General features: G+C 50.4%; 11 protein-coding genes and 1 rRNA gene. 8 read left to right on the top strand and 4 right to left on the bottom strand.

Annotated elements, in window-relative coordinates; all coding sequences use genetic code 11:
• Window positions 1-158 precede the first annotated feature (158 nt).
• Window positions 159-274, top strand: a 5S ribosomal RNA gene (gene rrf / locus JFC11_RS11655).
• A gap of 428 nt (window positions 275-702) precedes the next feature.
• Here rrf and JFC11_RS11650 read toward each other — a convergent pair.
• The 4 genes from JFC11_RS11650 to flgA form a co-directional block, all read right to left on the bottom strand.
• The gene (locus JFC11_RS11650; RefSeq protein WP_038480112.1) at window positions 703-1,458 is read right to left on the bottom strand and encodes an SDR family NAD(P)-dependent oxidoreductase; all 756 of its coding nucleotides are present in this window, start codon (window positions 1,456-1,458) and stop codon (window positions 703-705) included.
• Window positions 1,459-1,537: 79 nt separating this feature from the next.
• Window positions 1,538-1,987: a flagella synthesis protein FlgN gene (locus tag JFC11_RS11645; RefSeq protein WP_038480115.1), complete on the bottom strand. Its 450-nt coding sequence runs from the start codon at window positions 1,985-1,987 to the stop codon at window positions 1,538-1,540.
• A gap of 10 nt (window positions 1,988-1,997) precedes the next feature.
• Window positions 1,998-2,264, bottom strand: a complete 267-nt coding sequence (gene flgM, locus JFC11_RS11640; RefSeq protein WP_038480118.1) for a flagellar biosynthesis anti-sigma factor FlgM — start codon at window positions 2,262-2,264, stop codon at window positions 1,998-2,000.
• Between the two features lie 85 nt (window positions 2,265-2,349).
• Window positions 2,350-3,066, bottom strand: coding sequence for a flagellar basal body P-ring formation chaperone FlgA (gene flgA / locus JFC11_RS11635; protein WP_051626404.1), 717 nt, complete (start codon window positions 3,064-3,066; stop codon window positions 2,350-2,352).
• A gap of 194 nt (window positions 3,067-3,260) precedes the next feature.
• On the opposite strand from flgA, the gene flgB reads away from it, so the two are divergent.
• From flgB to JFC11_RS11600, 7 genes are read left to right on the top strand one after another with little or no spacing between them, the layout of a single operon-like run.
• Window positions 3,261-3,692 carry a flagellar basal body rod protein FlgB gene (gene flgB, locus JFC11_RS11630; RefSeq protein ID WP_038480121.1) on the top strand — a complete coding sequence of 144 codons (432 nt, stop codon included), beginning with the start codon at window positions 3,261-3,263 and terminating at the stop codon, window positions 3,690-3,692.
• 24 nt (window positions 3,693-3,716) lie between these two features.
• Entirely contained in the window at window positions 3,717-4,127 is a 411-nt protein-coding gene (flgC, locus tag JFC11_RS11625; protein WP_038480124.1) for a flagellar basal body rod protein FlgC, read from the top strand.
• Window positions 4,128-4,129: 2 nt separating this feature from the next.
• Window positions 4,130-4,825 (top strand): flagellar hook assembly protein FlgD, encoded by a 696-nt coding sequence (locus JFC11_RS11620; RefSeq protein ID WP_038480127.1) that lies wholly within the window; start codon window positions 4,130-4,132, stop codon window positions 4,823-4,825.
• A gap of 34 nt (window positions 4,826-4,859) precedes the next feature.
• The gene (flgE, locus tag JFC11_RS11615; RefSeq protein WP_038480130.1) at window positions 4,860-6,146 is read left to right on the top strand and encodes a flagellar hook protein FlgE; all 1,287 of its coding nucleotides are present in this window, start codon (window positions 4,860-4,862) and stop codon (window positions 6,144-6,146) included.
• A gap of 42 nt (window positions 6,147-6,188) precedes the next feature.
• Window positions 6,189-6,947, top strand: coding sequence for a flagellar basal-body rod protein FlgF (flgF, locus tag JFC11_RS11610; RefSeq protein ID WP_038480133.1), 759 nt, complete (start codon window positions 6,189-6,191; stop codon window positions 6,945-6,947).
• Between the two features lie 30 nt (window positions 6,948-6,977).
• Complete coding sequence (gene flgG / locus JFC11_RS11605) at window positions 6,978-7,760, top strand: flagellar basal-body rod protein FlgG (RefSeq protein WP_038480136.1); 783 nt, start codon at window positions 6,978-6,980, stop codon at window positions 7,758-7,760.
• Between the two features lie 51 nt (window positions 7,761-7,811).
• Window positions 7,812-8,501: a flagellar basal body L-ring protein FlgH gene (locus tag JFC11_RS11600; protein ID WP_038480139.1), complete on the top strand. Its 690-nt coding sequence runs from the start codon at window positions 7,812-7,814 to the stop codon at window positions 8,499-8,501.
• The last annotated feature ends 70 nt before the right edge of the window (window positions 8,502-8,571 follow it).

Below are 8,571 nucleotides of genomic sequence, written 5' to 3'. Positions count from 1 at the left end.
GTGTACTAATGGCCCGTGAGGCTTGACCCTATAACACCCAAGGGGTCTGGTCGTAGTGATAATGAAAACCGGATACGCGCTTCCTGTCAGCGACAGGAAACGAGAGACGCCACAAAACATCAGTAACATGTTCAGCATGATATGCATTAAAAGTTACGCCTGACGACCATAGCACGCGTGAACCACCTGATCCCATGCCGAACTCAGAAGTGAAACCGCTTAGCGCCGATGGTAGTGTGGGGTCTCCCCATGCGAGAGTAGGTCATCGTCAGGCACTTATTGAGAAACCCCGGCCATTTGGTCGGGGTTTTGCTTTTTAGGGGTCTCCCCTGGAGAGTAGCGGAACGCCGCCCGGATCATCGTCAGGTACTTATTTAACAAGAAACCCAGCCCATCGGCTGGGTTTTTTGTTTGCGCGGAAGAAAAAAGCACTCCCTAGCCCCTATCACAAAGCGGCTACCTCCCGAAGCGTGCACCGCACGTCATTCCCGAGCCACCGCACCGTCATTCCCGAGTGGGGTTGTCGGGAATCCACTTTGACCTTAACCTGCAGCAGCCCGAACCCCCAGTTCAACATGGACTCCCGCTAAGAACCTGCGGGAATGACGAGGGTGGCGCGGAGGGCTGGGGGGGCGTCATCGTCAGGCACTTATTCAAAAAAATCCCCAGGGCTGATGCCTTGGGGGATTTTTTGCCTAACATTTACCATTCGATAGGCTTGCCAGCCCAATCCCAGAAGCTGCCAGTATCTTCGGGGGTGCGTTTAGACATTACTTCCAATAGCTGTTCAGCGACGAAGTCAGGCGTAAATAGCTTTTCGCTGGGTACGCTAGCTTGGAAGGGTTTTGAAAGCGCTGTATCAGTGGTGCCTGGGTGCAGGCACAGCACAATAGACTGTTTGTTAAGTCGCGTTAGTTCGATGGAAAGTGTTTTCATCAGCATGTTGTGCGCTGCTTTGCTGGCCCGATAGCTGTACCAGCCGCCGTGACCGTTATCGCCAATGGATCCAACGCGCGCCGACAAGCTGGCGATAATAGCCGGATGTTTGCCTTGCAGAGATGATTTAAGTGCGGCAATCAGTAGGGCGGGCGTGGCGGCATTAACATGCATAACATGGGCGAATGATGCTTCATCTAACTGCTCTAAGCGTTTCTCAGGCTGAATATTACGCGCGACATCGTGCAGCGTGCCAATAGCATTAAATAGCAGGTGTACAGGACGTCCGTTTAACTGCTGGCAGAGAGCTTCACGCCCTGATTGTGTGGTGATATCGACGTTCGCCACCTCAACGGATGCGTCCTGAAAAGATGGGTCTTGAGAAGCAAGAGGTGAACGGCTTACGGCAACGACATTACCCACATGGGTATCGGCAAGCAGCCTCTTAATAATAGCGTTACCTATGCCGCCATTGGCACCGATGACAACAGCGGTAAAGTTTTCTGGAAGGTGGGAAAGCATTCTTTCGGCTCCAATTGTGAATATCAATGTTCACATTGAAGCTTCTTGTACAGGTTTTGTCTATGAATGTGCGGAAATACTAGGCAGATGCGTTAAAGCGACCTGGTTGGGCATTATTGCGCCCATTTGGCTTGTAGAGCGTTTTTTCAGCAATTTGGCGAATGTAATCCAGCATTTCCTGGTTATGCTTCATTCTAAGCGATAGCATTTGCCCAGTTAATTCGTTCATGCGTGATACGCGCTCGCTTTTTTCGAGCAAGTTTTCCCAGGTAAGCAAACAGTCTGCATCGTTAGCTGCTTGTTTGGCGCCAAGAGCACCTTCTGCATAGCCAAGCTTTGTTTGCACGCTTCGGCGCAGTGTTTCGATGCGTTCTAGCTCAACTAACAGCGCCTGTTTTTTCAGGGCTAAGGCAGAGAGGGCGTCACCGTCAATGCTGCCTTTAGTGAGCTGTGCTTGTTCATCTGAGAGCAGCAGTACTAATTCATCAAGGCGTTGCAATTGATCTGAGAGCAGTCGTGAAAGACCCATAATAGTTCGCTTATAAATCTTTTAAATTAGCAATTAAGCCATCAGCAATGCGATCCGCGCGAATCTCTAGCTTCCCTTCACGAATAGCTTCGCGAATTTCCTCAACTTTTGCCGTATCGATATCGTGTGAGCTATCCGTATGCGTTTGGCTAAGTTGCGTTGCTGAGCGTGTCGCGCTGTCTGCTTCGGCTGGCTTATTGCCGCCTATTTTCTGTGCTTCATCACGCTGCTGCGCCTGATTAGAACGTAGCAACGGATTAATGTTATCGATTTTCACGTTGTTTGCCTCATCGTCAACGTTGGTGCGGCATGCGCTGTATTACCTATTATCGGCCTGGGTAGTAAGGACTTTAGGCATTAGATTAAAAATCTATCATCAATGTTCCTTGGCCAATGACGCGTGCGGTAACTAGCTCCCGCGTATCAAAGCGCACACGAATACGCTCGCCTTGTGCACCATCAGACAAGGCCTCTCCTTCGCGTGACACTCGGAAACCAGTGCCCTCTGCTATGACAGTGACGCGCTGCCCTCGTTTCACCACTTGAGGCGCTTGAAGATAGTGGGACTGGAAAGTACTGCCGCTTCGAATAGGACGCTGCGCGATCATACCGATAATATCGTCTTGGTCGGTAAGTGCTTGGGCGGCTAGATCCCCAAGATTGCCTTCTCGTGATGTCAGCATATCACTCGTGATGAGCGTGCCCCTATCAATATCCTGCCCAGCCACGGCGTAACTACCAATGATATCAATTTGCGCTTGGATATACCGAACTTGACGACGATTTTCGCCACAGCGCACGCCGACTGAAATTCGCCCAATAGGGGATTGATTAGCATTCGGGAAAAAGGGTTCGGGTGCAATGCACTCAGGTAAATGTGCAGAAGGAGGTGAGATATCAATCATCACCTCCTGCCCAAGCGATTGAGATTCTTGATAAAGGAACTGCTGAACGGTATCCATCAGCAGTTGGTTATTCGCATGCGCGTGAAATGAAAAGCCAAGGCTGAGCAGTGATAGGCAGAGTATTTGCTTAAGAGTTGCCAGATAGGGTCGCGTTGGGCGCAGCGGGTGTGGCATGGGAGAGTCGCTCAATCGAAGGGAAGCAGATGGTAATCATCAACCGTGCAGTGTAGTGCAAAAGTACCCTGTGCATCATATGAAATGCTGGTGTAAACGGCAGCTGTTCCATGCTTTAGGCTGACGATGCGAAGCCTATTATTCATCATCAATAATATCCGTTTTAATTTGCCTTTCAGCGAACGAGGATTGGCATGATTGATCAGCTTGAATCTGCCTTTAACTATCACCAGCAGGCACTGGGCTTGCGTCAAGCGCGTCACGACGTGCTGGCAGCCAATATTGCCAATGCCGATACGCCTAACTATAAAGCGCGCGATCTCGACTTTGCCAGTGAGTTAAAGAAGGCTGTTGCAGGCAGTCAGCCACAGCAGCAGCAAAATGGCGCGCTGCCGCTCGCACGAACTTCAGAACGTCATCTGCAAGGTGAAGGCCCTGCATGGCGGGGTGTAGGCAGTGCAGAGCTGCTTTATCGCATCCCCGATCAGCCCAGCTTGGATGGCAACACGGTAGATATGGATCGTGAGCGGACACAGTTTGCAGACAATGCTGTTCGTTACCAAGCCGCACTAACCATCATGAATCGCCGAATTCAGGGCCTGAAAAACGCGATGCAGCCGGAATAACCGAGCGGTAGGAGAAAGTAATCTATGTCGATGTTTTCAGCCTTTGATATTGCTAGTTCTGCCATGAGCGCCCAGGCGCAGCGTATGAATGTTACCGCTAGCAATATGGCCAATGCCGACAGCATTGCAGGCCCTGATGGAGAGACCTATCGGGCCAAACAAGTAATGTTTGAAACCCAAGCGCACAATAATCGATATGGCGTCGGTGGTGTACGTGTCACTGAGGTAGTTGAAGACGACGCTCCGCTACGTCTGCAATACATGCCAAACCATCCTGCTGCGGATGAAGAAGGCTATGTCGCCAAGCCCAATGTTGAACCCGTGCATGAAATGGTCAACATGATCTCGGCGTCGCGTTCCTATCAAGCCAACGTAGAAGTGTTCAACACAACGAAGCAGATGATGGTGCAGACGCTATCACTGGGTGAGGGTTAATTATGAGTACAATCGACCCGGCAACACTTTCGGCAATTAATGGCGGCGGCAGTGCTTCCCAGTTAAAGCAGAGCGCGTCAGATGAGTTGCGTAGCAGTTTTCTAACGCTACTGATTACTCAGCTACAGAATCAAGATCCGCTGAATCCGATGGAAAATGCGGAAATGACCTCCCAGATTGCACAAATTAATACGGTAAGTGGGATTGAAGAGCTGAACACCACTTTGCAAAGCATTACTAGCCAAATGGATGCCAACCAAGCACTGCAAGCAAGTGGCTTGATTGGCCAAGGTGTGATGGTGCCTGGCAACAAGGTCATGCTAGAGCAGGATAGTGAAGGAAAACCCTACACGACACCGTTTGGTATTGAGCTTGCTAAACCCGCCGACCAGCTTACCGCGGTGATTGTTGGCCAAGGTGGCGAAGTGATTAGACGCTATAACTTGGGTGCGGTAGAAGCTGGTGTGCAGTCTTTCCAGTGGGACGGTAAAAACGAACAGGGCGAAGCCGCTGCCAGTGGCCGTTATACGGTTCAGCTAGAGGCTCAAGATGCTGAGGGTGAAACACTAGACTCAACCGCATTGAATTATGCGGTTGTTAATAGTGTGACCCCTAACGATGGTAGTGGAAATATTCAGCTGGATTTAGGGGCTGTTTACGGACAGGTTCAGTTGAATCAGATCAAACAAATTCTTTGATTTAGACGCCTAAATCACTCTCTAGGAGAATGTAATGAGCTTTTCTCAAGCTTTAAGTGGTTTAAATGCACAGTCTGAAAACTTAAAAATTCTAGGCAACAATATTGCCAACTCACAAACTGTGGGGTTTAAAAGTTCGGGTGCTATTTTTGCTGATGTTTTTGCTGGAGCAAACAGCCAAGTAGGCCTTGGTGTTAAAGTAGCTAATGTTCGTCAAGATTTTACTGCTGGTGATTTAGAGTCTACTGGACGTACGTTGGACCTTGCTGTGGCGGGCGAAGGCTTCTACCGCGTTGAGCAGTCAAGTGGAGAAGCCGCCTACACACGTAACGGCCAGTTTAGTCAAGATAATGAAGGTTTCCTGGTTAACTCTTCAGGCCAACGTCTCACAGGCTATGGGCTTTCTGATATCAATGATCCGTTTTCAGAAGTCATTGCTGGCGGCGCGCCTCAAGCATTGCGTATTCCCGCAGATGATATTCCTGCCCAAGAAACTGGGCGTACCACGGCTACTTATAATTTAGACGCCAGTGTTGTTGCTAACGAAAATCTACAAACGGCAGTGCTTTATGATCAGTTTGGTACTACTGATCCTGCCAATGAAGTAGAAGTGGAATATCACTTCTCTAATAGTTTTACGGTTTACGACTCTCTGGGTAATGCTCGAAATGTCTCTACGTATTATACCAAAACCGGGGATAACACCTGGAATGTTCAAGTCGCTAGGGATGGTGTTAAATTAGATAATAGCAATGACTTTGAATTAACGTTTGACGCTAATGGCAATCTTGAAAGAGATGCCAATAACAATATTATTGGTGTTGATGGCGGTGAGGAAGTCAACTTTACTTTCCCCGCCGGCGATCTGGGCGGAGCTGAAGAGTTAGATTTTACTTTCAATTTAGTGGGTACTACTCAGTTTAACAACACATCGATCCAGAATACGTTGACGCAAGATGGTTACTCTTCAGGTAGCTTGGCGGGCTTAGAAATTACTCGCGATGGCAGAGTTATCCGTATCTTTACGAACGAACAGCGTCGTGATGCTGGCCAAGTAGTGTTGGCCAACTTTGCAAACGAAGAAGGTCTTCAGCCGATTGGTGATAATGCCTGGCGTGAAACCAATGCCTCTGGCGTTGGCATCATTGGAACAGCGGGCACTGGCGTTTTCGGCACTATTGAGTCGGGCGTGCTTGAAAACTCTAACGTTGATCTGGCGAAGCAACTGGTTGACACGATTGTTTCCCAGAGAGCCTACCAAGCGAACTCAACGTCTATCAGCACCCAGGACGAGCTCCTGCAGACCATTATTAACCTGTAGTCACTCGTGATAATGGCGTGATGCTGCGCTAAGGAGTCAGTTGTGGATCGTATGCTATACACCGCCATGAGCGGCGCCAAACACACAATGGACCAGCAGGCAGTGGTTAGCAATAACCTGTCGAATGTGTCTACCGCAGGCTTTCGCGCTCAGTTGCAAGCTGCGCGTTCAGTCCCGGTAGAGGGCGCTGGGCTACTCGACACGCGGGTATCGGCGGTGACGACCACCCCAGGCACCGATTTTTCGCAGGGCCCTATTGAACGTACGGGTCGAACCCTCGATATCGCGATGCAGGATGATGCCTGGATGGCGGTGCTTGGCGAGGACGGCAATGAGGCGTACACCCGCCGGGGTGACCTGCAGTTGGATAGTGATGGCGTACTGCTTAGTGTTGGGCGCCCGGTAATGGGGGAAGGTGGCCCCATTGCCTTGCCCCAAGGCGCGCAAGTATCCATTGGTGCGGACGGCACCATCAGTGCTATTCCCCAGGGTGAGGGGCCTGCGGCACTGGTTGATGTCGGCCGCATCAAGCTAGTCACGCCCGATGAACAGGCGTTGACGCGCGGTGAAGATGGCCTGTTTCGCGGGCCTGTGAATGAGGAAGGCGTCGCCGCCGTGCTTCCCGGTGATGAAGATGCCCGAATTGTCAGTGGTGCACTAGAGGGCAGTAACGTCAGTGCCGTAGATGCCATGGTGTCTATGATTGATGTTGCCCGCCGTTACGACATGCAAATGAAAATGCTCAGCACGGCGGACGAGAATGCTCAGCGCGCTAACAGCATTTTATCTATTCAGGGCTGATAGCAGCCACTCAGCCAAGGGAACACGCTTATGATTAAGTCCTTGTGGACGGCCAAGACGGGACTGGAGTCTCAGCAAACCAAACTAGATGTTATTTCCAATAACCTAGCGAACGTGAGCACAAACGGGTTTAAACGTTCCCGTCCTGTGTTTGAAGATCTGCTCTATCAAAATATGCGCCAGCCCGGAGCGCAAAATAATATTCAGGATCGCCTGCCTTCTGGCATGCAAATAGGTACCGGTGTGCGTGCGGTGGCGACTGAACGCCTGCATACCCAAGGCGGTCTTGAAGAAACCAGTAACTCCCGCGATCTGGCGATCAGTGGAGAAGGCTTTTTCCAAGTGTTATTGCCTGATGGCACCGTTGGCTACACTCGCGACGGCAGCTTTCAGCTCAATGAAAACGGCCAAATGGTGACCGCCAATGGTTACCCATTAGAGCCTGCCATTTTTGTTCCTGCTAACGCGTTGTCGGTCACGATTGGTGAAGATGGTACGGTCAGCGTACGCCAACCTGGTATCGCTCAAGATGCCGATATTGGCCAGATCAATGTGGCATCGTTTATTAATCCAGCAGGCCTGGAGAGCGTTGGCGGTAACTTGTACTTGGAAACCGGTGCCTCGGGCGCGCCCAACCAAAATGTCCCCGGTAATAACGGTGCTGGCAGGTTATTCCAAGGCTATGTAGAAACCTCAAACGTGAATGTGGTTGAGGAGATGGTCAATATGATTCAAACCCAACGCGCCTACGAAATTAATAGTAAGGCGGTATCGACCAGCGACGAAATGTTAGCGCGCTTGAGTCAGCTCTAACGTTATTGATGAATAGGGCTTACTAAATCGGGCTTACTAACAGGTCGCATTATGTTGGATTTACACGCTGCTTCACGTCGTTTTTTGTTAGTTGGCCTTGCGCTGTTTATTTTATTTGCGGCTGGTTGCGCGCAAATTCCGCGAGCCTCGGTGGTGGGTGAGCAAGAGCAAATTACGATTGTGGATCGACCGCCGCCAATCGCCAATGGCTCTATTTATCAAGCGCGCCGCGGTTATCAGCCGCTATTTGAAGATCGCCGCCCGCGATCTATAGGCGATATTTTGACTATTGTGCTTGATGAAGAGGTGAGTGCTAGCAAAAATGCCCGATCCAATGCAGATCGTTCGGGTAATGCCAGCTTAGAGCTTGCGCAACTGCCCGATGTGCTGGACACGTTGGCCGAGTATGGTTTCGATGTATCGGGGGCGAGTGACTTTGCGGGGGGCGGCGGGTCCCAGGCCAACAATACCTTCACGGGCACGATCACTGTGTCGGTATTGGAAGTGATGAATAACGGCAACTTGCGGGTACGCGGCGAAAAGCAGATCGCGATTAATCAGGGAACGGAGTTCATTCGTTTTTCTGGTGTGGTTAACCCACGCACGATTACCGCGCAAAACACTGTGCCTTCAACCCAAGTGGCAGACGCAAGAATTGAGTATGTGGGTGATGGCTATATCAATGAGGCTCAGCACATGGGCTGGTTACAGCGTTTTTTCTTAAATGTATCGCCGTTTTAAGTTAGTCACTCGGCCTGCTAACAGAGACCTATCATGGCTATGCAGTTAAACCGTTATCGTGGTGTTAAGC

Origin of the sequence: Vreelandella alkaliphila, assembly GCF_016107625.1 — a bacterium.
GTDB lineage: Bacteria > Pseudomonadota > Gammaproteobacteria > Pseudomonadales > Halomonadaceae > Vreelandella > Vreelandella alkaliphila.
The sequence above is the reverse complement of the archived record's forward strand: the minus strand, read 5'-3'. Positions and strand labels throughout refer to the sequence as shown.